Genomic DNA, 25985 nt, shown 5'->3' on the forward strand with positions numbered 1-25985 from the left:
TTTAAAAGTTGCCCTGGACCCAGCGCTTCAAGCGCTCCAGTACAGGTGCTTTCTGTTCTTCATCGCGATAGTCGTTTCTGTTGCCGCCGTTGTAGCCGGACAGGGAAATGCCGTCCGACTGCTTTTGCAGTCCGTACAGCAACAGCCCTACCCCAGTTGAATAGATCGGGTTGCGGATCACGTCCGAAAGCCCTTTGACGGTGTGCGGCACGCCCAGGCGCACCGGCATGTGGAAAATCTCTTCGGCCAGTTCGACCGCGCCTTCCATCTTCGAGGTACCGCCGGTCAGCACGATGCCGGCCGGAATCAGGTCCTCGTAGCCGCTGCGACGCAGTTCGGCCTGGATCAGGGTGAACAGTTCGTCGTAGCGCGGCTCGACCACTTCAGCCAGGGCCTGGCGCGACAGCTCGCGCGGCGGACGATCACCGACGCTCGGGACCTTGATGGTTTCACCGGCACCGGCCAGCTTTGCCAGGGCGCAGGCGTAACGGATCTTGATCTCTTCGGCGTACTGGGTCGGGGTGCGCAACGCCATGGCGATGTCGTTGGTCACCTGATCACCGGCAATCGGGATCACCGCGGTGTGGCGGATCGCGCCTTCGGTGAAGATCGCGATGTCGGTGGTGCCGCCGCCGATATCCACCAGGCACACGCCCAGTTCTTTCTCGTCGTCGGTCAGCACCGAGTAGGCCGAAGCCAGTTGCTCAAGAATGATGTCGTCGATTTCCAGACCGCAGCGACGCACGCACTTTTCGATGTTCTGCGCCGCGTTCACCGCGCAGGTGACCACGTGGACCTTGGCTTCCAGACGTACGCCGGACATGCCCAGGGGCTCGCGAACGCCTTCCTGGTTGTCGATCACGTAGTCCTGCGGCAGGGTGTGCAGGACCCGCTGGTCCGCCGGGATCGCCACGGCCTGGGCCGCATCGAGCACACGTTCCAGATCCGCCGCGCTGACTTCGCGATCACGGATCGCGACGATACCGTGGGAGTTCAGGCTGCGAATGTGATTACCCGCCACGCCGACGAACGCCGAGTGGATCCGGCAACCGGCCATCAGTTGCGCTTCTTCTACCGCGCGCTGGATCGACTGCACGGTGGACTCGATATTCACCACCACGCCCTTCTTCAGGCCGCGCGAAGGATGGGTGCCGATACCGACGATTTCCAGCGTGCCATCGGCCGCGACCTCGCCCACCAGCGCCACCACCTTGGAGGTGCCGATATCCAGCCCGACGATCATTTTGCCGCTTTGCACGTTTGCCATGGTCCTGCCTCTTCTTAATTCTTCGCAACGGCGGGTTTGGCCGTCACGGGTGCCACAGGTTCCCGCCATCCGACGGCCAGGCCGTTGGAATAACGCAGATCGATGCTGGCAATGTTCGTAATCTGTTCTTTCAGCGTTTTTTCATAAATGGCAATGAAACGGCGCATCTTCTCGACCAGATGGTCGCGGCCCAACAACAGCTCGATTCCCGGCCCCGCACTGCCCGCGCCGGTGGTCAGGAACCAGCTGCCACGTTCACGCAGCTCCAGCCGGGCAATCGAGAACCCCAGCGGACGCAGCATCTGACTCAACACCTGATACTGCTCCATCACCTGCTGCTGGGCCCGTTGGGGGCCGAACAGCTGCGGCAGATGCTCGTAGTTCGCCAGTTCCCGTGGCGCGAACGCCTGGCCCTGGTTGTTCAACAATGCACCGTCGCCCCAGCGGGCCACCGGCAATTGCTCTTCCAGGCGAATCACCACCTGGTCCGGCCACACGCGACGGACCTCGGCGTGGGCGATCCACGGCATGGTTTCCAGCTCCCGGCGCATGCTCGCCAGGTCGATGGTGAAGAAGCTCGACGCGACGTAGGGCGCAATCCGCTGCTGCACCGCCTGCTGGCTGATATAGCTCAGGTCGCCCTGCACATTGATCTTGCTGATCGGCCGATCGGCATAGGGCAACAGGCGCTGGGCACCTTCGTAGGTACCGAAACCCAAGGCCACCAGCAGCACGGGCCACATCAGGCTCTTCAAAAAGCCGAAATTGGCTTTTGGCAGGCGCACCGACATCGGCTCTTTAGCCACCATCCGGCTGGCACCCCGCGGCACCGGCTTGTTACGGCCGGATGCGGGTGGCTGATGACGAATCGATGCGCCGTGCATGGTCTTAACCTCGCGCCTCAATGCTTGCCGCCAGGATCGCCAGCACCAACTGCTGGAAGTCCAGGCCGGCGGCCCGCGCGGCCATGGGGACCAGACTGTGGTCGGTCATGCCCGGCGCGGTGTTGACTTCCAGGAACCAGAACTGCCCGTCGGCGTCCTGCATCACGTCGGCCCGGCCCCAACCGGCGATACCGAGCGCCTCGCAGGCCTTGGCCGTGAGGTCCATCAATTGCTTTTCCTTGGCGCTATCGAGGCCGCAGGGAATCCGATACTGGGTATCGGAAGCCAGGTACTTGGCGTCGTAGTCGTAGAAAGAATGCGGGGTGCCGAGGGCAATCGGCGGCAGGATCTGGTCGCGCAGGGTGGCGATGGTGAACTCCGGACCTTGAATCCACTGTTCAACCAATACTTGCGAATCGTAGGTGGCGGCGGCTTTCCAGGCGGCGATCAAATCGTCGGCACAGGTCACTTTGGCCATCCCAATACTGGAGCCTTCATGAGCAGGTTTGACGATCAAAGGGAAGCCCAGTTCCGCACCAGCTGAAATACAGTCGGCCACGCAGCTCAACACGGCGTGACGTGGGGTCGGAATCCCCAGGCTGTGCCAGACCTGCTTGGTCCGCAGCTTGTCCATGGCCAGCGCCGAAGCGAGGATGCCGCTGCCGGTGTAGGGAATCCCCAGGCATTCGAGCAAGCCCTGCATGCTGCCGTCTTCGCCGCCGCGACCGTGCAGGATGATAAAGGCGCGATCGATCTTTTCGTTGAGCAGACGTTGCAGGAAATCATCGCCCACATCGATGCCGAAAGCGTCGACACCGGCGCCTTGCAGCGCCTCGAGCACCGCGTTGCCGGATTTCAGCGAGACCTCGCGCTCGGCGCTCTTGCCGCCGAACAGCACGGCGACGCGGCCGAAGGCTTTCGGCTCGACGGTCGAGAAGAGGTTGGCGTAGGCAGCGGTCATTTCGATTTCCCCGGGCTGGCTACGGCAACGGCGAACAGCGGGCTCTTGAGCAATTGCGGGGCCAGGCCACCGATATCGCCGGCGCCCTGGCAGAGCAGGATGTCACCGGGCAGCAACAGCGGCTTGACCAGCGGCGCCAGTTCGACACCGCGTTCGATGTAGATCGGGTCGAGCTGGCCGCGCTGACGAATACTGCGGCACAACTGGCGGCTGTCCGCACCCGGAATCGCTTCTTCGCCGGCCGGATAGACTTCCATCAGCAGCAAGACATTGGCGTCGGCCAGCACCTGGACGAAATCGTCGTACAGGTCGCGGGTACGGGTATAGCGGTGTGGCTGGTAGACCATCACCAGACGGCGCTCCGGCCAGCCGCCACGGACGGCCTTGATCACCGCCGCCACTTCGGTCGGGTGGTGACCGTAGTCGTCCACCAGCATCACGCTGCCGCCGTCCACCGGCAGTTCACCGTAGACCTGGAAGCGTCGGCCGACGCCCTGGAAGCCCGACAGGCCCTGGACGATGGCTTCATCGCTGATGCCCTCGTCGGTGGCGATGGCGATGGTCGCCAAGGCGTTGAGCACGTTATGGTTGCCCGGCATGTTCACCGACACGTTCAGCGGCTCGCGGTCGCGACGCAGCACGGTGAAATGGGTCTGCATGCCGGCTTGGCGAATATTGATCGCGCGCACGTCGGCGTCTTCGTGGACACCGTAGGTCAGGGTCGGACGGGCGATCTGCGCAAGGATCTCACGCACCACCGGATCGTCCAGGCAGACCACGGCCAAGCCATAAAATGGCAGGTTGTGGAGAAACTCGACGAAGGTTTTCTTCAGTTTGTTGAAGTCGCCTTCATAGGTGTCCATGTGGTCGGCGTCGATATTGGTGACCACGGCGACCAGCGGTTGCAGGTGCAGGAAGCTGGCGTCGCTTTCATCGGCTTCGGCGATCAGGTAGCGGCTGGTGCCGAGCTGGGCATTGGTACCGGCGGCATTCAGCCGGCCACCGATGACAAAGGTCGGATCGAGGCCGCCGGCGGCGAACACCGAGGCGATCAGACTGGTGGTGGTGGTCTTGCCGTGGGTACCGGCGACGGCAATGCCGTGGCGATAGCGCATCAGCTCGGCCAGCATCTCGGCACGCGGCACCACCGGAATGCGCCGCTCCAGAGCGGTGGCAACTTCCGGGTTGGATTTGTTCACGGCACTCGACACCACCAGCACATCGGCATTGGCGGCGTTCTCGGCGCGGTGGCCGATAAAGATGTGGGCGCCAAACGACTCCAGGCGCTCGGTCACCGGCGAAGTCTTGAGGTCGGAGCCGGACACTTCATAGCCCAGGTTCAGCAACACTTCGGCGATACCGCACATGCCCACGCCACCGATACCGACGAAGTGGATGCGGCGGATACGGCGCATTTCCGGTTGCGGTATGGCTTTCCGGCGCTCAACCATGGGCCACCTCCAGGCAGATCTCGACCACGGTGCGGGTGGCATCTGGCTTGGCCAGGCGGCGGGCGGTGCGCGCCATGCTGTTCAGTCGTTCCGGTTGCATCAAAACCTCTGTCAGGCGAGCCGCCAGGTCGGCGGCGCCAGTCGTTCTTTGCGGCAGCAGGAAGGCGGCGCCCTCCCCGGCCAGATATTCGGCATTGCGGGTCTGGTGATCGTCGATCGCATGGGGCAAGGGCACCAGCAACGACGGCAGACCGGCGGCGGCCAGTTCACTGACGGTCAAGGCGCCGGCACGGCAGACCACCAGGTCGGCCCAGCCATAGGCTTGGGCCATGTCTTTGATAAAGGGCGCCACTTGCGCCTCGACGCCGACCGCCTTATAGCGTTCGGCGGTGATTTCGTCGTGATTGCGCCCAGCCTGGTGGAACACTTCCGGGCGGTATTCGGCCGGCACTTGCGCCAGGGCTTCGGGCAACAGCTTATTCAACGGCTCGGCTCCCAGGCTGCCGCCCAGGATCAGCAGACGCGCGCGGCGTCCGGCCAAGTCCTGGCGCGGGGTTTCCAGGAACAGTTCGGTACGCACCGGGTTGCCGGTGGTCCGACGCTTGTCCGAGGCGCCGAAGGTATTCGGGAAAGCTTCGCAGACCCGGGTCGCCAAGGGCACCAGCAGCCGATTGGCGGTACCCGCCACGGCGTTCTGTTCGTGAACGATCACCGGAATACCGGCCATCCGCGCGGCCACGCCGCCGGGACCGGTCACGTAACCGCCAAAGCCCAGCACGCAGACCGGCTTCAGTTCACGCATGACCTTGCGCGCCTGCCACACCGCCTTGAGCAGGACGAACGGCGCCTTGAGCAGCGACAGCTTGCCCTTGCCCCGCAGGCCGGTGACCTGGATCAGGTGCAACGGCAGGCCGGCGCCCGGCACCAGGTCGTTCTCGATACCACGCGGCGTGCCCAGCCAATGCACCTCATAGCCGCGCGCCCGGAATTCCCGCGCGCAGGCCAGTGCCGGGAACACGTGCCCGCCAGTGCCGCCGGCCATGATCAGCACTTTATCGGCCATGGGGTGACTCCTCGGCGAAGTCACTTTCATCGAACTCCATCTCTTCACTGCCCAGGTGGGTCCGACTCTCCCACTCGATGCGCAGCAACAAGCCGAGCTGGGCACAGCAGATCACCAACGAACTGCCGCCGTAACTGAGGAACGGCAGGGTCAGGCCCTTGGTCGGCAACAGACCGACGTTCACACCGATATTGATCAGGAATTGACCGATCCACAGGAAGGCCAGGCCGTAGGCCATATAAGCGGCAAAGAACTGCTTGGCCTTTTCCGCCCACAGGCCGATGTACATGGCGCGCACGCTGACGAAGACAAAGAGCGCGACCGTGAGCAGCGACCCCACCGCACCCAGCTCTTCGGCCAGTACCGAGAACACGAAGTCGGTGTGCGCTTCAGGCAGGTAGAACTGTTTCTGCACGCTATTGCCCAGGCCCACGCCCAGCCATTCGCCGCGACCGAAGGCGATCAGCGCCTGGGTCAACTGGTAGCCGGAGCCGAACTGGTCGGCCCAGGGGTCGGTAAAGGTGGTCAAGCGCGCCATCCGGTAGGGTTGCGCCTTGATCAGCACCACCACCGCCACCACCGCGAGCATGACCATCAGGCCGAAGCGCAATAGTCCGACGCCGCCGAGGAACAGCATCGCCGCCGCCGCGCCCATCATCACCACGGTGGCGCCGAAGTCCGGTTCCATCAGCAGCAGTCCGGCCATCGGCAGCAGGACGATGAACGGCTTGAAGAAGCCCATCCAGCTTTCGCGGACCTCCTTCTGTCGCCGCACCAGGTAACCGGCGAGGTAGATCACCACGAAGACCTTGGCGATTTCCGAAGGCTGCACGTTGAAGAAGCTGAAACCGATCCAGCGCATCGAACCGTTTACTTCACGACCGATGCCCGGTAGCAACACCATGACCAGCAGGCCGAAGGCACTCACCAGCATCATGAAGCCCATGCGCTGCCAGGTGGCGATCGGCACCATCATGGTGGTGATGCAGGCCCCCAGGCCGATGACCATGTAGATCAGATGGCGAATCATGTGGTACAGCGCGTTGCCCGACTGCACGGCGGCGACTTCCGACGACGCCGAGGTGATCATGACCAGGCCCAGGCCCAGCAGGCCCAGGGCACCGGCCAGCATCGGAAAATCGACGTCGATGCCATGCCCGCTGATAATCGGCGATGGGTAAGGCTTGATGATGTTGAAACTCATGCCAACCCCTCCACGGCCTGGGCGAACAGGCGTCCGCGCTCTTCATAGTTCTTGAACATGTCGAAACTGGCACAGGCCGGCGACAGCAGCACCGCATCACCCGGCTCGGCCAGTTCGGCACAACGCTGCACGGCCTCGTTCAGGCTCTGCACGCGAACCAACGGTACGGCGTCGCCCAGGGCCTGGGCCAGCAGCTCGGCATCGCGGCCGAGCAGGACCACCGCACGGCAGTGGCTCGCGACCGGGCCGCGCAGGCCGCTGAAGTCCGCGCCCTTGCCATCGCCACCGGCAATCAGTACCAGCTTGCCGGCAATGTCGGCACCGAGACCTTCGATAGCGGCCAGGGCCGCACCGACATTGGTGGCCTTGGAGTCGTTGTAGTAGTTCACGCCGTTCAACTCACGTACCCACTGACAACGATGCTCAAGACCGGCAAAAGTGCGCAGGCTCGACAGCATCGCGTCGAACGGCAGCCCGACCGCATGGCCCAGGGCCAGGGCCGCCAGGGCATTGGCCTGATTGTGGGCACCGCGAATGCGCAGCTCGCTCACCGGCATCAGGTTCTGGAATTCGAAGGCCAGGTATTTCTCGCCGTCTTCTTCGCGCAGACCGAAGGCCTTGAAATCCGGTTTGCCGAGGCCAAAGGTCCAACACGGCAGGCCTTCGCTCATCAGTGGCCGGGACAAGGCGTCCTGGCGGTTGACCACTACCTGCCGCGCCCCCCGGAAGATCCGGTGCTTGGCCAGGTGATAAGCCGGCAGGCCGCTGTAGCGGTCCATATGGTCTTCGCTGACATTGAGCACGGTGGCCACTTCGGCACCGAGGTGGTCGGTGGTTTCCAGCTGGAAGCTCGACAGCTCCATCACGTACAGCTCGACATCGTCGCTGAGCAGGTCCAGCGCCGGGGTGCCGAGGTTGCCGCCGACGGCAACGCGCTTGCCGGCCGCCGCGGCCATCTCGCCCACCAGGGTGGTGACGGTGCTTTTCGCGTTGGAGCCGCTGATGGCGACAATCGGCGCCTTCGCGTGACGCGCGAACAGCTCGATATCGCCGGACAACTTCACGCCACGGGCAGCCGCCGCTTGCAGGGCCGGAGTCGCCAGGGCCAAGCCGGGGCTCACGTAGAGCTCGTCGGCACGGCAGAGGAATTCGACGTCCAGCTCGCCACAACGCACTTCCACCTGCGGATAGTCACGGCGCAGCGTGGCCAGCTCCGGTGGATTTTCCCGCGTATCGGCCACGGCAAAGGCAATGCCCCGGTTCGCCAGGAAGCGAACCAGGGACATGCCGCTCTTGCCGAGGCCGACAACGATGCGGAAGTGGTCAGAAGCGATCAGTGACACGTGTTCTACCTCAGCTTCAGGGTGGCAAGGCCGACCAGCACCAGGATCACGGTGATAATCCAGAAACGGACGATCACCCGTGGCTCGGGCCAACCCTTGAGTTCAAAGTGGTGGTGAATCGGCGCCATGCGGAACACACGGCGACCAGTCAATTTGAAGGACGCGACCTGGATCACCACCGACAGGGTTTCCATCACGAACACCCCGCCCATGATGAACAGAACGATTTCCTGGCGGACGATCACCGCAATGGTGCCCAGGGCCGCGCCCAGCGCCAGTGCGCCGACGTCGCCCATGAAAACCTGGGCCGGATAGGTGTTGAACCAGAGGAACCCCAGGCCGGCACCGATCAGCGCGCCGCAGAACACGATCAGTTCACCCGCGCCCGGGACATAGGGAATCAGCAGGTATTCAGCGAACTTCACGTTACCCGACAGGTAGCAGAAGATCCCCAGCGCGCCGCCGACCATCACCGTCGGCATGATCGCCAGGCCGTCGAGACCGTCGGTCAGGTTGACCGCGTTGCTCGAACCGACGATGACCAGGTAGGTCAGCACCATGAAGCCGGCACCCAGGGGAATGCTGACATCCTTGAGCATCGGTATCAGCAAGGTGGTCTCGACCGGGCTTTGCGCGGTCATGAACAGGAAGATCGCCGCGCCGAGACCGAACACCGATTGCCAGAAATATTTCCAGCGACTCGGCAGGCCACGGGAGTTCTTCTCGATCACCTTGCGGTAGTCGTCGACCCAGCCGATGGCGCCGAACAGCAGGGTGACCAGCAGGACCACCCAGACATAACGGTTGTGCAGGTCGGCCCAGAGCAAGGTACTGATGCCGATGGCCGAGAGAATCAAGGCGCCGCCCATGGTCGGCGTACCGGACTTGGACAGGTGCGATTGCGGACCGTCATTCCGTACGGATTGGCCGATCTGACGATTCTGCAACGTACGGATCATCCAGGGACCCAGGCACAGCGACAAAGACAGCGCGGTCAGCACCCCGAGAATCCCGCGCAGGGTCAGGTACTGAAAGACCGCGAAGCCTTTGTAGAACTGTTGCAGGTACTCCGCTAGCAGCAGCAGCATTAATGCTTCTCTCCCTTGTGTTCGTCAGAAGCGGGCCCACACAAAGCCGCCACGATGTTTTCCATCGCAGCACTGCGCGAACCCTTGATCAAAATGGTGGTGTCAGTGTCTTGCTCGGCGCCGAGCGCCTCGATCAGATCGGCCTGGGTGGCGAAATGACGGGCGTGTGGGCCAAAGGCGTGGACGGCATGAACCATCATCGGTCCCACCGCATACAGCGCCGAAACCTTGCCGGCGGCATAAGCGCCTACTTCACGATGTCCTTGCTCCGCCCACTCGCCCAACTCGCCGATATCTCCGAGCACCAGAACGGTGCGGCCGGAAAAGCCGGCGAGTATATCAACGGCGGCACAGATTGAGGCAGGGTTGGCGTTGTAGGTGTCGTCAATGACACGAATGCCATTGATTGCCAATTGCGCTACCGCGCGCCCCTTGACCGGTTGTACCGCTTCCAGCCCGGCGACGATGCCGGGCAGGGAAACGCCGAGGGCATGGGCGGCGGCCGCGGCGGCCAGGGCATTGGCGACGTTGTGCACGCCGAGCAGGTTCAGTTGCACCCGGGCACTGCCCAGCGGACTGTGCAGTTCGAAACCCGGGCAGCCGCGTGGATCACGGGAAATCAGGCCGGCATGAAAATCGGCGGCGCTATTTTCCAGGGCAAAACTCAGGACTTTCCGACCGGCGGCACGGGCTTTCCAAAGCGCGAAAGCCTTGTCATCCAGATTGAGGACGGCGACACCATCGACCTGCAGTCCTTCAATTATTTCACCCTTGGCCTCGACGATTTTCTCGGGGCCACCGAACTCGCCGACGTGGGCGGTTCCGGCATTGTTCAGCACGGCCACATGGGGCTTGGTCATGGCGACGGTGTAGGCAATTTCGCCGATGCGCGAGGCCCCCAGTTCGATGACCGCGGCACTGTGCTGCGGGGCCAGTTCGAGCAGGGTCAACGGCACGCCCAGTTCATTGTTCAAGTTGCCGCGGGTGGCCAGGACCAGGCCACGGGTACGCAGAATGCTCGCAAGCAGTTCCTTGACCGTGGTCTTGCCGCTGGAGCCAGTAATAGCCGCCACCGGTTGTGTAAAAGCCGCGCGGTTGAGCGCGCCCAACTGCCCCAGGGCCAGACGGCTGTCGGCAACCAGCAACTGAGGCAGCTTGCTGCCGGCCACTTCACGTTCGACCAGCGCCGCGACGGCGCCCTTGGCGGCGACATCGTCAAGATAATCATGACCGTCGAAACGCGGCCCGGTCAGCGCGACAAACAACTGGCCCGGCTGAATCGCCCGACTGTCGATGCTCACGCCATTGAAGCTGGCATCGGCCGCCACCAGGCGCCCCGAGAGGGCACCGGCCACTTGGCTGAGTTTCATTGCCTCAAGCATGCGCGACCTCCCAGGCGTCCAGGGCCTTGGTGGCCTCGACCAGATCGGAAAAAGCATGGCGCTCGCCGTTGATTTCCTGATAGTCCTCATGCCCCTTGCCGGCCAGGACGATCACGTCATCGGCCGAGGCGCCAGCAATCAGTTCGGCAATGGCAAGACCGCGACCGGCGACAAACCGAACCTTGTCCGCCGCCACGAAGCCGGCGCGGATATCGTCGAAAATCCGCGAAGGGGTTTCCGAACGCGGGTTGTCATCGGTGACCAACACCACATCGGCCAGGCGCTCGACCACTTCGGCCATCAGCGGGCGCTTGCCGCGATCGCGGTCGCCGCCACAGCCGAACAGGCAGAGCAATTGCCCCTTGGCGTGCGGACGCAGGGCCAGCAGGACTTTTTCCAGGGCATCCGGGGTGTGGGCGTAGTCGACCACCACCAATGGCCGGGCACCACCACCCAGGCGTTGCATGCGACCGACCGGACCTTCGAGTTGTGGCAACACCCGCAGGATCTCGTCCAGCGGGTAATCCAGGCCCAGCAAGGCACCGACCGCCGCCAGCAGATTGCTCAGATTGAAGCGTCCGAGCAGGGCGCCACGCAGATGATGCTCGCCTTGCGGCGTCACCAAGGTAGCGCGCACACCTTCATCGCTGAATTGCGCGTCGCGGCAATAGAGGTAAGCGCTCGGGTCTTCCTGGCTGTAGGTCACCAGGCGCGATGGGTGTTTTTCCGCCGCCAACTGGCGACCGAACGCATCGTCGATATTGATGACGCGGCAGCTCAGGTCAGTCCAGCCGAACAGCTTGGCCTTGGCCGCGCCATAGGCCTGCATGGTGCCGTGATAATCCAAGTGATCGCGGGACAGGTTGGTCAGTACCGCCACGTCGAATGCCAGCGCGGTCACCCGCCCCTGTTCCAGGCCGTGGGAAGACACTTCCATGGCGACGGCCTTGGCCCCGGCTTTCTTCAAGTCGGCCAGGCTCGCCTGGACCGCGATCGGGTCCGGCGTGGTGAGCACACCACTCTGCAGCGCGCCGTAGAAGCCTGTACCCAGGGTGCCAAGAATGCCGCAATGCTGGCCCAACAGGTCGAGGGCCTGGGCAATCAACTGGCTGACACTGGTCTTGCCGTTGGTCCCGGTCACGCCCACCAGGTTCAGGTGGCGGCTCGGGTCGCCATAGAAACGCCCGGCGATATCGGAGAGTTGCGCGGCCAGGCCCTTGACCGGGATCAGCGGCACGTCGGTGATCGGCAGCACGGTGGCGCCTTCCACTTCATAGGCCACCGCCGCCGCGCCACGCTGCAAGGCATCGGCAATATGGTTACGGCCGTCAACCTTGGCGCCCGGCACCGCCAGGAACAGGTCGCCGGCACGGACTTTACGGCTGTCTAGCGCCAGCTCGCGAATCAGCAGATCGCGACCGGCGTGGGCAAAGATCTTGTTCAGGCTCAGGGACATTAACCACGCCCTCCTTTAACCGGGGCAGGCACGACAACGGCCTGCTGTTGGGGCGTTGTCGGCAAGTCGTCGGGGATGACGTTCATCAGGCGCAGGGTGCCGGACATGACTTTACTGAAGACCGGTGCCGAGACCAGGCCGCCGAAGTAACCGGCCTTGCTCGGCTCGTCGATCACCACCACGATGGCGTAGCGCGGATCGCTCATCGGGCCGAAACCGGCGAACAGCGAGCGATAGGCGTTTTCTTCATAACCCTTGGTACCGACCGCGGTCTTGCGCGCCGTACCGGACTTGCCGGCCACATGATAGGCCGGCACTTTCGCACGCCAGACACCGCGCGGCGCCTCGATCACTTGTTGCAACATACCTTGCATGGTCTTGGCGACATTTTCCGGGATAACCTGGGTACCCTCGGGAGCCTTGTCGGTCTTGATCAAGGTCAGCGGCACGATCTTGCCGTTGTTGGCCAGGGCCGAGAAGGCATGCACCAGCTGGATCGCGGTCACCGACAGGCCGTAGCCGTAGGACAGGGTCGCGGTCTCGGCCTTGCGCCACTCGCGGTAGTTCGGCAGGTTGCCGACCCGCTCGCCGGGGAAGCCGAGGCCGGTGTCCTGGCCCAGGCCGACTTTCTGCATCACGCGGTAAATCGCCTCGCCACCGATATCGAAGGCGACCTTGCTCATGCCGACGTTACTGGAGTTGATCAGGATGCCGGTCAGGTCGAGTACCGGACCTTCGGTCTTGGACACGTCACGAATGGTGTACTTGCCCAGCTGCAGGGTGCCCGGGTAGACCTCCACCGTGTCGCTGGGCTTCCAGCGGCCGGTTTCCAGGGCCGCGCTCATGGAGATCGGTTTCATGGTCGAACCCGGTTCGAACACGTCGATCATCGCGCGGTTGCGCATCATCGCCGGTTGCAGGTTGCGCCGGTTGTTGGGGTTGTAGGTCGGCTGGTTGACCATGGCGAGGATCTCGCCGGTCTTCACGTCCATGATCACCAGGCTGCCGGCCTTGGCGCCGTTTTCCACCAGGGCGTTGCGCAGCTCGCGGTTGGCCAGGTATTGCAGGCGCAGGTCAATGGACAACGCCAAGGGCTTGCCGGCCTTGGCGTTTTTGGTGACCTGGACATCCTTGATCAGCCGGCCGCGCCGGTCCTTGATCACCTGTCGCTTGCCGGGCACCCCGGCCAGCCACTCGTCGTAGGCCAGCTCCACCCCTTCACGGCCGTGGTCGTCGATGTCGGTAAAGCCGACCATATGGGCCGCCACTTCACCGGCCGGATAAAACCGCCGGAATTCCTCGATACCGTAGACGCCGGGGACCTTGAGGTCGAGCACGGACTGGCCCTGCTCCGGGGTCAAGCCACGGACCAGGTAAATGAATTCCTTGTTGGCCTGTTGTTCCAGGCGTTCGGTCAGCAGCTTAGGGTCCTGCCCCAGCGCAATGGCCAGCGCCGGCCAGCGGTCCTTGGCCAGTTGCATTTCCTTGGCGTTGGCCCACAGCGTGGTCACCGGGGTACTGACGGCCAGGGGCTCGCCATTGCGGTCGGTGATCAGACCACGGTGCGCCGGAATCGGGATATGCCGCATGCTGCGCGCGTCGCCCTGGCCGATCAGGAACGCCCGGTCGATCACCTGCAGGTCGACAATCTTCCAGCAGATATAGCCGACCATGATCGCCAGCGCGCCGAGGACCACGCGGAAGCGCCAGGGATAGAGCGCACCTTCGAGCTTCATCATGGCGCCACCATCCTGACTTCGGATGGGCTGGGGATACGCATCTTCAGTTGTTCGGTGGCCAGGGTTTCGATCCGGCTGTGGGCGGTCCAGGTGCTCTGCTCGAGGATCAGGCGCCCCCATTCGGCCTGGGCCTTGTCGCGCACGCTCAACTCGTTATACAGCGAGTTGAGCAACTGGCGATTCCAGTGCGCGCTGTAGGCCACGCCGATGGCGGAGACCAGCACGGCGATAAACAGCAGGAACATGAAAAAGCTTCCGCCGGGAAGTGGCTTGGCGTAGAGCTTGCTCACCGCAACTTCTCCGCGACGCGCATGACGGCGCTGCGCGCACGCGGGTTGGCCTTGAGCTCGGCTTCGGAGGCGAACCGGGCCTTGCCAAGCACTTTGATCCGAGGCTCGAAAACCTGGTGGCGGACCGGCAGGTTACGCGGCAGGTTGTCGCTTTCGCCCTTGACCAGACGGCGCATGAACAGTTTGACGATGCGATCCTCCAGCGAGTGAAAGCTGATGACCACCAGGCGGCCGCCGACTTCCAGGGCCTCGAGCGCCGCTTCGAGACCGGCTTCCAGATCCCCCAGCTCATTGTTGACGTGGATGCGCAGGCCCTGGAAAGCCCGGGTTGCCGGGTTCTTGCCCTTTTCCCAGGCCGGATTGGCGACCTTCAGCACTTCGGCCAGGTCGGCGGTGCGCTCGAAGGGTTTGATGACACGCCGCTCGACCACGGCCCGGGCCATGCGCCCGGAGAAACGCTCTTCGCCGTATTCCTTGAATACCCGGGCAATTTCTTCAGCCGGCGCGGTGGCGATGAACTCGGCGGCACTGATGCCACGGGACGGGTCCATGCGCATGTCCAGCGGACCGTCGTTCATGAAACTGAAACCACGCTCCGGATCGTCGAGCTGCGGCGAGGACACGCCGAGGTCGAGCAGGATGCCGTTGACCTTGCCGGCCATGTCGCGTTCGACGATTTCCGAACCGAGCTCGGCAAAGCTGCGCTGCACAACGACAAAGCGGCCGTCTTCGGCCGCTAGCGCTTGCCCGGTGGCAATCGCCTGAGGATCCTTGTCGAACCCGAGGAGCCGGCCACCCGGCCCGAGCTTGCTGAGGATCAGCCGGCTATGCCCGCCACGACCGAAGGTGCCATCCAGATAGCAGCCATCAGGGCGTACGGCGAGAGCCTCGACGGCTTCGTCAAGCAGTACGGTGATGTGGTTAAAGCCGCTATCAATAGTCACAGGATCAGATCACGCAGTTCATCAGGCATCGCGCCCGGTTGTTGAATGGCCGCCAGGTCCGCTGCAGATACAGCGTTCCAGGCGTCCTCGTCCCACAGTTGAAACTTGTTCAGTTGGCCCACCAGCATCGCGTACTTGTCCAGCTTCGCGTACTCGCGCAGGCGCGGCGGCACCAGGAAACGGCCGCTGCCGTCGAGCTCGAGGTCGACGGCATTACCAATCAGCAAACGCTGCAGCCGGCGGTTCTCTTCGCGCAACGACGGCAACGCCCGCAGCTTGGTTTCAATCAGTTCCCACTCGTCGAGCGGGTACACACACAAGCAGGGGTCCACGGCATCAATGGTCACGATCAGTTGGCCGGAACTACGCGAAACGAGCTCGTCACGGTACCGGCTCGGCATAGCGAGACGGCCCTTTGCATCGAGACTGATAGCGTTGGCTCCGCGAAACACAGCTGCGCTTCTCCAAATATTAGCGTTTTACGTCAAAAAAACCCACTTCATGCCACTTTCCTCCACTTGCGCACACTATAGGAATGCGCCCACCACACCGTCAAGGCGCGGTCTTAAGGAAAAGCCTTACAGATCGGAGATTTAGGAGCATAAAAGGAGGTAATTCGACAATCGGGAGAGTGTTTCTGGAGACGAACTTCAACGCCCTGAGAAATTTGAGCGCGGAAGTTAAAGTGATTTGTGAAGAGTAAGATTTTTTCGGTATTACAAATGCGCTTCTGCCAGCGATTGCGTGCAGGGAAGGAAAGAGGTGGAGAGTCGATCTGTAAGCCGGGTTCTGTCGAGGACAGTCATTCCTCTACGATGGCCATCACTGGACATCTTTAGCAACCTACCCGGTTCCAGCGCGGGCCACGCCTTGGAACCCTATTTGGTCTTGCTCCGAGTGGGGTTTACCTAGCCACGAACTGTTGCCAGCCGTGCGGTGCGCTCTTACCGCACCTTTTCACCCTTACCGGCGCCGAAGCGCTTAGGCGGTTATTTTCTGTGGCACTTTCCGTAGGCTCACGCCTCCCAGGCGTTACCTGGCACTCCGCCCTATGGAGCCCGGACTTTCCTCCCCCCCCTAATTTTCATAGGGGGCAGCGACTGTCCAATCGACTCTCCGCCGCGAAGGTTACCGGCACACGCCCTGAAGGACAAGCGTTAAAGGCGTTTCGCCAGCGGGTTGTGTCCCGGCAAACACCGGCAGGCCGGATCTCATAGCCAAACAGGAGCCAACCTACAGCCGAATCAGTCAGGCATTTTTCTGCCGATCCAGCGCCACCTGGTACAGCAGGTTCTTGCGCACCCCGGTAATTTCCGCCGCCAGGGCCGCGGCACGCTTGAGCGGCATTTCCTGGAGCAACAGATCGAGGACCCGCAGCGCCTCGGCGCCGACCGCATCGTCGTTTTCCGGCGCCGTCCAGCCGGCGACCAGCACCACGCACTCACCGCGCTGCTGATTGGCATCCGCCTCGACAAAGCCGCGCAGCTCGCTCAATGGCAAGCCCTTGAGGGTTTCGAAGGTCTTGGTCAGCTCACGGGCCAGCAGCGCCGGGCGCTCGGCGCCGAAGACCGTCTCCATGTCCTGCAGGCATTCAAGGATCCGATGCGGCGCTTCGTAGAAAATCAGCGTGCGCGGTTCCTCCTTGAGCAGTTCCAGGCGAGCCCGACGCCCCACCGCCTTGGCCGGCAGGAAACCTTCGAAGATAAAGCGATCGGACGCCAGACCCGCCGCCGAGAGCGCGGCGATCAACGCGCAGGCGCCGGGAACCGGCACTACACTGATGCCTGCCGCCCGCGCCTGGCGTACCAGGTGATAACCGGGATCGGAGATCAACGGCGTGCCCGCATCGGAGATCAGGGCCACGTCCTCGCCCGCCAGCAACTTGGCGATGAAACGGCTGCCTTCGTCACGTTCGTTGTGCTCGTGACAGGCCGCAAGCGGTGTCGCAATCCCGAAGTGCTGCAATAATCTGAGTGAGTGACGGGTGTCTTCCGCGGCAATCAGCGACACGTCGCGCAGCACTTTCATGGCCCGCGCACTGATGTCATCCAGGTTGCCAATGGGCGTCGCCACCACATAAAGCGAGCCGACGGCGGAATTCAAAGCACCTGGAGCAGTCAAAGCGCACACCTCGAGAAGAACGAAAACGCCATTGTAGCGCGTAGCCGCCCTGCCGATATGCTTCACAACGGCGAGAACGAGGCCCAAAGGCGAGCGATTCGAGCGCCGTGACACGCTTTGTACGACCTAATTTAACCGTTTCACGCCAGTAACATCGCGCCCCGGCCAGTGCTTGGGTACAATTCCACGCTCATATGATCGAGTATCAGGAACACTACATGATCGCTTGCCTGCGGCTGTTCTCTGCCCTCTGCCTCGCTGCCTTGCTGGCGGCTTGCGCCAGCTCGCCCTCTTCCAGCCTTGGCGAACTCCCACGGACCCCGAATGCCAGCATCGAGCAACTGCTCGAACAGGCGGCTTCCAGCAAGACGCCGGAACAAGCCGCCTTGCTGCGCCTGACCGCTGCCGACCTGGCCTACCGCCAGAAAGACAACGGTCGCGCCTCGCAGATTCTTGCGCAGGTACCGCTGGACACCCTCAAGCCGGCGCAACAGGTGTACGCCAGTACCCTGGCGGCCGAACTGGCGATGACCCGCAACCAGCCCAAGGCGGCGCTGACTGCATTGAGCCATCCGAGCCTGGAACGCCTCAGTGAGCTGCCGGTGGAGCAGCAGGTTCGCACCCAGACCGTGCGTGCCCGCGCCCTTGAAGCCGACGGCCAGACCCTGGCCGCCGCGCGCGCGCGCATCTTCATCGCCCCGCTGCTCAGCGGCGATGCCGCGAAAAACAACCATGAAGCCATCTGGGCACTGATCGCGGCCCTGCCGACCGACCAACTGCAGCCCACCGGCAACGATGACCTCAGCGGCTGGCTGAGCCTGGCCCTGGCGGTGAAATCGTCCGGCACCCTGGAACAACAGCAGGCGGCCATCGACACCTGGCGCGCGCAGAACCCCAAGCATCCGGCTGCGCTGCAATTGCCGCTGCCACTGGTGAAACTCAAGGAGCTGGCCAGCCAGCCGCTGAGCAGGATCGCCCTGCTGCTGCCCCAGGAAGGCCCGCTCGCTTCGGTCGGCAAGGCTTTGCGTGAAGGCTTCATGGCCGCACACTTCCAGGCCCAGCAGGCCGGCCAGAAGCCGCCGGTCATCGAGTTCTACGACAGCTCGCGTCTCAGCTCCCTGGACGATTTCTATCGCAAGGCCCAGGCCTCTGGCGTGCAACTGGTGATCGGCCCGCTGGAGAAGCCGCTGGTCAAGCAGCTCAGCGCCCGTGCGCAATTGCCGATCACCACCCTGGCGCTGAACTACAGCGAAAGCGCGCAGAACCCGGCGCAACTGTTCCAGTTCGGCCTCGCCGCCGAAGACGAAGCCCGCGAAGTGGCCCGTCGCGCCCGCGCCGACGGCCTGCACCGCGCCGCCGCCATGGTGCCGAAAGGCGAATGGGGTGACCGCGTGCTCAAAGCCTTCCGCCAGGACTGGGAAGCCAACGGCGGTACCGTGGTCGGTATCGAACGCGTCGACCAACCGGTGGCCCTGGCCCAGCAGATTGCCGAGCTGTTCCAACTGCGCCAGAGCGAAGGCCGCGCCAAGAGCCTGCAGCGCACCATAGGCGGCCAGGTCGCCGCCCAGCCGTCGCGGCGCCAGGATATCGAGTTCATCTTCCTCGCCGCGACACCACAGCAGGCGCAGCAGATCAAACCGACCCTGAACTTCCAGTACGCCGGTGATGTACCGGTGTATGCCACCTCCCACGTATTCAGTGCCACCGGCGACCAGAACCAGTACAACGACATGAACGGCGTTCGCTTCTGCGAAACCCCTTGGCTGCTGGACGCCAACGACCCGCTGCGCAAGCAGGTCACCGCGCAATGGCCACAAGCCAATGGCGCCCTCGGTCGCCTGTATGCCATGGGTGTCGACGCCTATCGCCTGGCACCACGCCTGGGTCAGCTCAAGGCCCTGCCCGACAGCCGCATCGATGGTCTCTCCGGCAGCCTGAGCATGGATCCGGGGCAACGGGTCGAACGCCAGCTGCCTTGGGCCCAGTTCGTCAGCGGTCAGATCCAGCGCCTGCCGGATACGCAGCACTGATGGCACCCGCCGCCCACCTGGAACACGGCAAGGAAGCCGAGCTCCTGGCGCGGCGGCATCTTGAACAACAGGGCCTGCGCCTGCTGGCGCAGAACTGGACATGTAAACGGGGCGAGCTTGATCTGGTCATGCTCGACGGCGATACAGTAGTATTCGTCGAAGTTCGTTACAGGAAAAACACCCAATGGGGTGGCGCACTGGGCAGCATCGATGCCCGCAAGCGCAAGAAGGTAATATTCGCCGCGCAGTATTTCCTGCAACGCGAGTCACGCTGGGCCCATTGCCCTTGCCGCTTCGACGTGGTGGCCATAGACGGCCCGGTCGAGGCGACACCCCAGCTGAACTGGCTACGGAATGCCTTCGACAGCTGATCCAGGCTGTCGGCCCGGTTACTCTTTTCACCCACCGATTTTGCTCTTTGCTTTGCGGGCTGCACATTCTTGTGCCGGGCAGCCACCGGGAAGACCCGGTCTGCGCTCGACCAGCCGCCCTACTTAAGGTCACATAGATGGACATGCAATCCCGAATTCGCCAGCTTTTCCAGGCCAGTATCGACACCAAGCAACAGGCGATGGACGTTCTTGCACCTCACATCGAGCAAGCCAGCCAGGTCATGGTCAATGCCCTGCTCAACGAAGGCAAAATGCTCTCCTGCGGCAACGGCGGCTCTGCCGGCGATGCCCAGCACTTTTCCTCGGAACTGCTCAACCGTTTCGAGCGCGAGCGGCCGAGCCTGCCGGCTATCGCCCTGACCACCGACAGCTCGACCCTGACCTCGATCGCCAACGACTACAGCTACAACGAAATCTTCTCCAAGCAGATCCGCGCACTGGGCCAACCGGGCGACGTGCTGCTGGCGATTTCCACCAGCGGCAACTCCGCCAACATTATTCAGGCCATCCAGGCCGCACATGACCGCGAAATGATTGTCGTAGCCTTGACCGGACGCGACGGTGGCGGCATGGCTTCCCTGCTGCTGCCCGAGGATGTCGAGATTCGCGTCCCGGCCAACGTCACCGCACGTATTCAGGAAGTCCACCTGCTGGCGATCCATTGCCTCTGCGATCTGATCGACAGCCAATTGTTCGGGAGTGAAGAATGACCATCAATCGCCTTAGCCTGCTGGCCTTGACCCTGTGCCTGGGCCTCAGCGGCTGCAGCTCGGTACTGACCGCCACCCGCGACGAACCGATCAACGACGATCGCGGAACCCGCACCCTGGGCAGCAAGATCGATGATTCGCTGATCGATACCAAGGTCGCGGTCAACGTCGCCAAAGCCGACCCTGGCCTGGAAAACGGCTCGCACATTGTCGTCACCAGCTATAACGGAATCGTCCTGCTCGCCGGCCAGACCCCGCGCGAAGACCTCAAGGCCAAGGCCGAGCAGGCCGCCGCCGCGGTCCAACGGGTGAAAAAGGTCAACAACGAACTGCAGGTCCTCGAACCGTCCTCGCTGGCGGCCCGCAGCAGCGATAGCTGGCTGACCACCAAGATCAAGACCCAGATGCTGACCGACAACGCCATTCCCGGCTCGCGCATCAAGGTCGTGACCGAGAACGGCATCGTTTACCTGCTGGGCCTGGTCACCCAGGCAGAAGGCACTCGCGCCAGCAACCTGGTGCAGAGCGTCAGCGGCGTGCAGAAGATCGTCAAACTGTTCGAGTACATCGACTGATCCGGCTCCTACGGAATTGCGGCCCCGCTGAAATACAGACGTAAAAAAGGCGCCTCATTCGTGGCGCCTTTTTTATTACTTCACGACCTTCAAGCTTGGCCGACCGCTGGGACGCGGCGGCTCGGAACCCGGCGGCGGACCGTCGTCATCCGGCTCGACCCCATCATCGCCCTCCAGGGGCGCTTCCAGCTCGAACACCATGCCCTGGCCATTCTCCCGGGCGTAGATCCCGAGAATGGCGCTGATCGGCACGTAAAGCGTATGCGGTACACCACCGAAACGCCCTTCGAAGCTGACAGCCTCGTTGTCCATGTGCAAGTGACGCACCGCACTGGGCGAAACGTTCAAGACAATTTGCCCGTCGCTGGCAAAACCTTGCGGCACCTGGACCGAGGGATACTCGGAATTGACCAGTATGTGCGGCGTACAATCGTTATCCACTATCCATTCGTACAGAGCACGAACCAAATAAGGGCGACTGGAGTTCATAAAACGGCTCCTTAGCGCATATCGCGTTCGACACCAGACAAGCTTGCCTGGAAAGCCTCACGCGCAAACTGGCGCTCCATATAATCGAGCAACGGCTTTGCGGGCCGCGGCAATTCAATACCCATAATCGGCAGACGCCAGAGTATCGGTAATAGACAGCAGTCCACCAGACTTTGCTCATTACTCAGGAAAAATGGCTTGTCGGCAAACAGCGGCGACGCCCCTGTCAGGCTCTCACGCAACTCCTTACGCGCCTGCACCCGCGCCGACTCCTTGCTGCGCGAATCCAGAATCAAATCCACCAACGCACACCAGTCACGCTGAATGCGATGGATCAGCAAACGGCTGTTGGCCCGCGCCACGGGATAAACCGGCAGCAGCGGCGGATGCGGGTAACGCTCATCCAGGTATTCCATCACCACGGTCGACTCCCACAACGCCAGGTCACGATCGACCAGGGTGGGCAGGCTGCCGTAAGGATTCACCTCGATCAGCTTCGGCGGTTGACGCCCCGGCTCAACAGTAATGATCTCGGCGCTGACACCCTTCTCCGCGAGCACGATGCGCACCCGATGGGAATAGTGGTCGGCGGGGTCGGAGTAACAGGCCAACCGGTTGGTCACGCCCATGGCGGTCCTCCTCGCTTGTTGAAATTATTGAAAACGGAAAAACGAGCGCGCCCAAGACAAGCCTCCCGCAGCCACGAAACAGAACAGGGGTGAGACCGTTGCCGGTTCACCCCGCCCGTCCCTGCTGGCTACATCTTCAGAGGCACCCTTGGGCGCGCACGATTGACAGCTATGTTACAACGTTATCAATGCACATCCTTCCAGTATTCGCGCTTGAGCAGATAAGCGAACACGAAGAAGAAGGCCAGGTACAGCAAAACGTAGGTACCGATGCGCTGATGTTCCAGCTTCACCGGGTTGGCCGAGTAGGCCAGGAAGGTCACCAGATTCTTGACCTTCTCGTCGAATTGCTCTTCGTTCAAGGCACCGGTTTTCGGCACGATGGTCAACTGGTCGCACGCTTCATGGGTCAAAGGCGTGCCGGTCAGCGGATCATACTGCTTCTTGCCGTCTTCGACGATTTGAACCTGCTTGCAGCCGACGACCTGACGTCCCTGCAGCCCCACCAGCACGTTGGGCATGCCGACGTTCGGGAAGACCTTGTTGTTCACGCCCCAGGGACGTGCCGGATCTTCGTAGAAGGACCGCAGATAGCCGTAGAGCCAGTCGGTACCACGCACCCGGGCCACCAGGGTCAGGTCGGGCGGCGCCGCGCCGAACCAGGCCTTGGCGTCGGCCGGCTGCATGCCGATGGTCATGTGGTCGCCGATCTTGGCGCCGGTGAATACCAGGCTCTTGAGCATCACGTCATGGGGAATCCCCAGGTCGTCGGCAACACGCTCATAGCGCTGGAACTTGGCACTGTGGCAACCCATGCAATAGTTGGCAAAGGTCCGTGCGCCATCCTGCATGGCGGCCTTGTCGGAAACGTCGATATTGACAGCTTCGAGCTCCGGCCCCTCAGACTCAGCGGCGAAGGACAGGATCGGCAAAGCCACTAGCATCAATACTGCGAATAATTTTTTCATCAGCCAGTCACCCTTTCCGGAACCGGTTTGGTCTTCTCGAGCCGGGTATAGAACGGCATCAGAATGAAGTAGGCGAAATACAGGACCGTACAGATCCGCGACAGCAGCGTGCGCTCCGGCGTCGGCGCCATCACGCCGAGCCAGCCGAGGGTGACGAAGGCGATGCAGAACACCCACAACCAGATCTTGCTCAGCCAACCCTTGTAGCGCATCGACTTGACCGGACTGCGATCCAGCCACGGCAGCACGAACAGCACGGCGATCGACGCGCCCATGGCCATGACCCCCATGAGTTTGTCCGGAACGGCCCGCAGGATCGCGTAGAACGGCGTGAAGTACCAGACAGGCGCAATGTGCGGCGGCGTCTTGAAGGCGTTGGCCATTTCGAAGTTGGGTTTTTCGAGGAAATACCCCCCCATTTCCGGGAAGAAGAACACGATGGAGCAGAAGATGAACAGGAACACCACCACACCGACGATATCCTTCACGGTGTAGTACGGATGGAAGGCGATGCCATCCAGCGGTACGCCGTTCTCGTCCTTGTGCTTCTTGATATCGACGCCGTCCGGGTTGTTCGAACCGACCTCGTGCAGCGCCAGTACGTGCAGCACCACCAGGCCAAGGATGACGATCGGCAGGGCCACTACGTGGAGGGCGAAGAAGCGATTCAGGGTGATCCCGGAAATCAGGTAGTCACCGCGAATCCACTGGGTCAGGTCGTTGCCGATGACCGGGATCGCACCGAACAGCGAGATGATCACCTGGGCGCCCCAGTAGGACATCTGCCCCCATGGCAGCAGGTAGCCCATGAAGGCCTCGGCCATCAGCGCCAGGTAGATCAGCATGCCGAACAGCCACACCAGCTCACGGGGCTTCTGGTACGAACCGTAGAGCAGGCCGCGGAACATGTGCAGATACACGACGATAAAGAACGCCGAAGCGCCGGTGGAGTGCAGCAGGCGCAGGATCGAGCCGTACTCGACGTCACGCATGATGTATTCGACGGAAGCAAACGCCTCTTCCGCCGACGGGGTGTAGCTCATGGTCAGCCAAACGCCGGTGACGATCTGATTGACCAGCACCAGCAGCGCCAGGGAGCCAAAAAAGTAGAAAAAGTTGAAATTCTTCGGAGCGTAATACTTGCTGAGATGGTCTTCCCACATCTTGGTGGCGGGAAAGCGCGCATCAACCCAATCCATGAACTTGCTCATCACGCTTTCTCCGTATCGACGCCAATCACAATAATCGTGTCGGACTCATAGGAATGCGGCGGAACCGGCAGGTTCAAAGGCGCGGGTTGCGACTTGTAGACACGGCCAGCCAGATCGTAGTGAGAACCGTGGCAAGGGCAGAAATAACCACCGACCCAGTCGGCGCCCAGATCAGCGGGCGCAACTTCCGGACGGAAGGTCGGCGAGCAGCCCAGGTGCGTGCAGATACCGATCAGTAGCAGCAGCTCCGGCTTGATCGAACGGTTCTTGGGGTCGACATAGGGGGGCTGTGTAGATTCCTTGGAGTTGGGGTCGGCCAATCGATCCTCGATCTTGGCCAGATTTCCCAGAATCTCCGGGGTACGGTGAACGATAAAGACCGGCTGACCTCGCCACTCAGCAATCATCTGCTGTCCGGGTTCGATCTTGCTGATATTCACCTTCACCGGTGCCCCCGCGGCTTTCGCCTTGGCACTGGGAAACCATGACCCCACGAACGGGACCGCAGCCCCCACCGCTCCTGCAGCTCCTACCACGGATGTGGCTGCTACGAGGAAGCGACGCCGGCCTGCATTCACGCCGTCATTGCTACTCATTCAGTCCTCTCCCATCAGCTTTTGTGGCCTGTTAAATCAGGCGTCTACTAAGTAAAACTTTGTACTTATAAATTTTGCCGAATGGTAATGAAAAGCCCCACGTATGACAAGGTAATTACCAGCCCTACCCTGCCCCAAGCCTTGTAGTATAGGGGGTCTACGGATGTGGCAAGTTGTCACATGAAAATATTTCGCCCACAAAAAAGCCCGATTCCACAAGGAAACCGGGCTTTTTTTAAAACGTAGAACTGAAACGTAAAACGGTACGAGGACCGAATTAACGCTTCGAGTACTGCGGACGCTTACGCGCTTTACGCAGACCGACTTTCTTACGTTCAACTTCACGAGCATCGCGGGTTACGAAGCCGGCTTTGCGCAGAGCACCGCGCAGAGTCTCGTCGTAGTCCATCAGAGCACGAGTGATGCCGTGGCGGATTGCGCCAGCTTGACCACTCACACCACCACCGATGACAGTGACGTAGATATCGAATTTCTCGGTAGTCTCAGTCAGTTCCAGCGGCTGGCGAACTACCATGCGGGCAGTTTCGCGACCGAAGAACGTGTCCAGGGTGCGGTTGTTGATGGAGATGTTGCCAGTACCCGGACGCAGGAAAACGCGTGCGGTTGCAGTCTTGCGACGGCCAGTGCCGTAATTTTGAGTCGCCGACATAATGAACTATTCCGTTAAATCTTCAGTTCTTGGGGCTGCTGAGCAGTATGAGGGTGGACAGCGCCCGCATAGACTTTCAGCTTACGGTACATGTCGCGACCCAGCGGGTTCTTAGGCAGCATGCCTTTGACCGCGGTCTCGATCACGCGCTCAGGGGCCTTGGCGATCAGCTTTTCAAAGTTGATCGACTTGATGCCGCCCGGGAAACCGGAGTGGGAGTAGTACATTTTGTCGGTGGTTTTAGCACCGGTAACGCGTACTTGCTCAGCATTGATAACAACGATGTAGTCACCGGTGTCAACGTGCGGAGTGTATTCGACTTTGTGCTTGCCACGCAGGCGGCTCGCGATTTCGGTGGCCAGACGACCCAGGGTCTGACCAGCAGCGTCGACGATAAACCAGTCGCGCTTAACTGTTTCCGGTTTAGCAGTAAAAGTTTTCATTCTTTATAGCCTCAGGGGCCGCCTGTAAATAAGACGGCGGATCTTACTGAATAGTGCGTACTTTGACAAGGTCAAAGGC

26 protein-coding genes and 1 other RNA gene are annotated in these 25985 nt (G+C 62.0%); 4 read left to right on the forward strand and 23 right to left on the reverse strand.

Features of this window, described 5'->3' with window-relative positions; genetic code table 11:
* Nucleotide 1: 1 nt before the first annotated feature.
* The 16 genes from ftsA to rsmI all read right to left on the reverse strand — a co-directional run bounded on the left by ftsA (nucleotide 2) and on the right by rsmI (nucleotide 17175).
* Nucleotides 2-1267, reverse strand: a complete 1266-nt coding sequence (gene ftsA / locus M5B99_RS06625) for a cell division protein FtsA (RefSeq protein ID WP_248798936.1) — start codon at nucleotides 1265-1267, stop codon at nucleotides 2-4.
* Nucleotides 1268-1281: 14 nt separating this feature from the next.
* Entirely contained in the window at nucleotides 1282-2151 is an 870-nt protein-coding gene (locus M5B99_RS06630) for a cell division protein FtsQ/DivIB (RefSeq protein ID WP_248803280.1), read from the reverse strand.
* A gap of 4 nt (nucleotides 2152-2155) precedes the next feature.
* Entirely contained in the window at nucleotides 2156-3112 is a 957-nt protein-coding gene (locus tag M5B99_RS06635) for a D-alanine--D-alanine ligase (protein ID WP_248803281.1), read from the reverse strand.
* Complete coding sequence (gene murC / locus M5B99_RS06640) at nucleotides 3109-4563, reverse strand: UDP-N-acetylmuramate--L-alanine ligase (RefSeq protein WP_248803282.1); 1455 nt, start codon at nucleotides 4561-4563, stop codon at nucleotides 3109-3111. Before murC ends, M5B99_RS06635 begins: the two co-directional genes overlap by 4 nt.
* The gene (gene murG, locus M5B99_RS06645; protein ID WP_248803283.1) at nucleotides 4556-5626 is read right to left on the reverse strand and encodes an undecaprenyldiphospho-muramoylpentapeptide beta-N-acetylglucosaminyltransferase; all 1071 of its coding nucleotides are present in this window, start codon (nucleotides 5624-5626) and stop codon (nucleotides 4556-4558) included. Before murG ends, murC begins: the two co-directional genes overlap by 8 nt.
* A complete protein-coding gene (gene ftsW, locus M5B99_RS06650) occupies nucleotides 5616-6830 on the reverse strand; it encodes a putative lipid II flippase FtsW (protein WP_248803284.1) in 1215 nt (404 codons plus the stop codon). The genes murG and ftsW overlap by 11 nt, the downstream gene beginning before the upstream one ends.
* Nucleotides 6827-8173 (reverse strand): UDP-N-acetylmuramoyl-L-alanine--D-glutamate ligase, encoded by a 1347-nt coding sequence (murD, locus tag M5B99_RS06655; RefSeq protein WP_248803285.1) that lies wholly within the window; start codon nucleotides 8171-8173, stop codon nucleotides 6827-6829. Before murD ends, ftsW begins: the two co-directional genes overlap by 4 nt.
* A gap of 5 nt (nucleotides 8174-8178) precedes the next feature.
* Nucleotides 8179-9261: a phospho-N-acetylmuramoyl-pentapeptide-transferase gene (gene mraY, locus M5B99_RS06660; protein WP_248803286.1), complete on the reverse strand. Its 1083-nt coding sequence runs from the start codon at nucleotides 9259-9261 to the stop codon at nucleotides 8179-8181.
* The gene (locus M5B99_RS06665; RefSeq protein WP_248803287.1) at nucleotides 9261-10643 is read right to left on the reverse strand and encodes a UDP-N-acetylmuramoyl-tripeptide--D-alanyl-D-alanine ligase; all 1383 of its coding nucleotides are present in this window, start codon (nucleotides 10641-10643) and stop codon (nucleotides 9261-9263) included. Before M5B99_RS06665 ends, mraY begins: the two co-directional genes overlap by 1 nt.
* Nucleotides 10636-12099 carry a UDP-N-acetylmuramoyl-L-alanyl-D-glutamate--2,6-diaminopimelate ligase gene (locus M5B99_RS06670; RefSeq protein ID WP_248803288.1) on the reverse strand — a complete coding sequence of 488 codons (1464 nt, stop codon included), beginning with the start codon at nucleotides 12097-12099 and terminating at the stop codon, nucleotides 10636-10638. Before M5B99_RS06670 ends, M5B99_RS06665 begins: the two co-directional genes overlap by 8 nt.
* A complete protein-coding gene (locus M5B99_RS06675) occupies nucleotides 12099-13835 on the reverse strand; it encodes a peptidoglycan D,D-transpeptidase FtsI family protein (protein WP_248803347.1) in 1737 nt (578 codons plus the stop codon). Before M5B99_RS06675 ends, M5B99_RS06670 begins: the two co-directional genes overlap by 1 nt.
* Nucleotides 13835-14128 carry a cell division protein FtsL gene (ftsL, locus tag M5B99_RS06680; RefSeq protein WP_040070760.1) on the reverse strand — a complete coding sequence of 98 codons (294 nt, stop codon included), beginning with the start codon at nucleotides 14126-14128 and terminating at the stop codon, nucleotides 13835-13837. Before ftsL ends, M5B99_RS06675 begins: the two co-directional genes overlap by 1 nt.
* Nucleotides 14125-15072: a 16S rRNA (cytosine(1402)-N(4))-methyltransferase RsmH gene (gene rsmH, locus M5B99_RS06685; RefSeq protein ID WP_412548697.1), complete on the reverse strand. Its 948-nt coding sequence runs from the start codon at nucleotides 15070-15072 to the stop codon at nucleotides 14125-14127. Before rsmH ends, ftsL begins: the two co-directional genes overlap by 4 nt.
* Nucleotides 15069-15524, reverse strand: coding sequence for a division/cell wall cluster transcriptional repressor MraZ (mraZ, locus tag M5B99_RS06690; RefSeq protein ID WP_248803289.1), 456 nt, complete (start codon nucleotides 15522-15524; stop codon nucleotides 15069-15071). The genes rsmH and mraZ overlap by 4 nt, the downstream gene beginning before the upstream one ends.
* 310 nt (nucleotides 15525-15834) lie before the next feature.
* Nucleotides 15835-16188, reverse strand: an RNA gene (gene rnpB / locus M5B99_RS06695) — RNase P RNA component class A.
* A 132-nt stretch (nucleotides 16189-16320) separates the two neighbouring features.
* Nucleotides 16321-17175 (reverse strand): 16S rRNA (cytidine(1402)-2'-O)-methyltransferase, encoded by an 855-nt coding sequence (gene rsmI / locus M5B99_RS06700; RefSeq protein WP_248803349.1) that lies wholly within the window; start codon nucleotides 17173-17175, stop codon nucleotides 16321-16323.
* 236 nt (nucleotides 17176-17411) lie between these two features.
* Here rsmI and M5B99_RS06705 point away from each other — a divergent pair, with 236 nt between their 5' ends.
* The 4 genes from M5B99_RS06705 to M5B99_RS06720 all read left to right on the forward strand — a co-directional run bounded on the left by M5B99_RS06705 (nucleotide 17412) and on the right by M5B99_RS06720 (nucleotide 20900).
* Complete coding sequence (locus tag M5B99_RS06705; protein WP_248803290.1) at nucleotides 17412-19223, forward strand: penicillin-binding protein activator; 1812 nt, start codon at nucleotides 17412-17414, stop codon at nucleotides 19221-19223.
* Entirely contained in the window at nucleotides 19223-19594 is a 372-nt protein-coding gene (locus M5B99_RS06710) for a YraN family protein (protein ID WP_248803291.1), read from the forward strand. Before M5B99_RS06705 ends, M5B99_RS06710 begins: the two co-directional genes overlap by 1 nt.
* 137 nt (nucleotides 19595-19731) lie before the next feature.
* A complete protein-coding gene (locus M5B99_RS06715) occupies nucleotides 19732-20325 on the forward strand; it encodes a phosphoheptose isomerase (protein ID WP_100941292.1) in 594 nt (197 codons plus the stop codon).
* On the forward strand, nucleotides 20322-20900 hold the full coding sequence (locus tag M5B99_RS06720) for a BON domain-containing protein (protein WP_248803292.1): 579 nt from the start codon (nucleotides 20322-20324) through the stop codon (nucleotides 20898-20900). Before M5B99_RS06715 ends, M5B99_RS06720 begins: the two co-directional genes overlap by 4 nt.
* 75 nt (nucleotides 20901-20975) lie before the next feature.
* Here the strand turns inward: M5B99_RS06720 and M5B99_RS06725 are convergent, their stop codons facing one another.
* The 7 genes from M5B99_RS06725 to rplM all read right to left on the reverse strand — a co-directional run bounded on the left by M5B99_RS06725 (nucleotide 20976) and on the right by rplM (nucleotide 25906).
* Nucleotides 20976-21389 (reverse strand): ClpXP protease specificity-enhancing factor, encoded by a 414-nt coding sequence (locus M5B99_RS06725; protein ID WP_121134656.1) that lies wholly within the window; start codon nucleotides 21387-21389, stop codon nucleotides 20976-20978.
* 11 nt (nucleotides 21390-21400) lie between these two features.
* A complete protein-coding gene (locus M5B99_RS06730) occupies nucleotides 21401-22018 on the reverse strand; it encodes a glutathione S-transferase N-terminal domain-containing protein (RefSeq protein WP_248803293.1) in 618 nt (205 codons plus the stop codon).
* Nucleotides 22019-22203: 185 nt separating this feature from the next.
* The gene (locus M5B99_RS06735; RefSeq protein WP_248803294.1) at nucleotides 22204-22986 is read right to left on the reverse strand and encodes a cytochrome c1; all 783 of its coding nucleotides are present in this window, start codon (nucleotides 22984-22986) and stop codon (nucleotides 22204-22206) included.
* Nucleotides 22986-24197, reverse strand: a complete 1212-nt coding sequence (locus M5B99_RS06740) for a cytochrome b (protein WP_248803295.1) — start codon at nucleotides 24195-24197, stop codon at nucleotides 22986-22988. Before M5B99_RS06740 ends, M5B99_RS06735 begins: the two co-directional genes overlap by 1 nt.
* Entirely contained in the window at nucleotides 24197-24793 is a 597-nt protein-coding gene (petA, locus tag M5B99_RS06745) for a ubiquinol-cytochrome c reductase iron-sulfur subunit (RefSeq protein WP_248803296.1), read from the reverse strand. The genes M5B99_RS06740 and petA overlap by 1 nt, the downstream gene beginning before the upstream one ends.
* 277 nt (nucleotides 24794-25070) lie before the next feature.
* Entirely contained in the window at nucleotides 25071-25463 is a 393-nt protein-coding gene (gene rpsI / locus M5B99_RS06750; protein WP_103494515.1) for a 30S ribosomal protein S9, read from the reverse strand.
* A gap of 14 nt (nucleotides 25464-25477) precedes the next feature.
* Nucleotides 25478-25906 (reverse strand): 50S ribosomal protein L13, encoded by a 429-nt coding sequence (rplM, locus tag M5B99_RS06755; protein WP_191486125.1) that lies wholly within the window; start codon nucleotides 25904-25906, stop codon nucleotides 25478-25480.
* Nucleotides 25907-25985 lie beyond the last annotated feature (79 nt).

The organism is Pseudomonas sp. MWU13-2100 (assembly GCF_023242365.1).
Lineage (GTDB): Bacteria > Pseudomonadota > Gammaproteobacteria > Pseudomonadales > Pseudomonadaceae > Aquipseudomonas.